At 73.0% G+C, this 293-nt stretch carries 1 pseudogene; it reads right to left on the bottom strand.

Annotated elements, in window-relative coordinates:
- Positions 1 to 57: 57 nt before the first annotated feature.
- A pseudogene (locus CCN29_RS36290) lies at positions 58 to 252 on the bottom strand (serine/threonine protein kinase); the annotation flags it as partial.
- Positions 253 to 293: the final 41 nt, after the last annotated feature.

Raw genomic sequence — 293 nt, 5'->3', positions numbered from 1 at the left:
CTCGGCGAGGTGGTCGCCGAGGTCGGCGCCGTCGACGTACTGCATGACGAGGAACAGCTCCTCGCCCTCGCTGCCCGCGTCGTGCACGGTGACCAGGCCGGGGTGGTCGACCTGCGCGGTCACCCGGCACTCGCGCACGAACCGGCGGCGCAGCTCGTCCGCCTCGTGTCCGGCCACCTTGTCGGGGCGCAGCAGCTTCACCGCCACGCGCCGGTCGAGACGCTTGTCGTAGGCCGTCCAGACCTGGCCCATGCCGCCCTGCCCGATGAGCGTGGACAGCTCGTAGCGGCCGG

This window comes from Streptomyces pseudogriseolus (assembly GCA_002154585.1).
In the GTDB taxonomy this organism is placed as follows: Bacteria; Actinomycetota; Actinomycetes; order Streptomycetales; family Streptomycetaceae; genus Streptomyces; species Streptomyces pseudogriseolus.
This window is presented reverse-complemented; position numbering and strand designations above follow the sequence as displayed.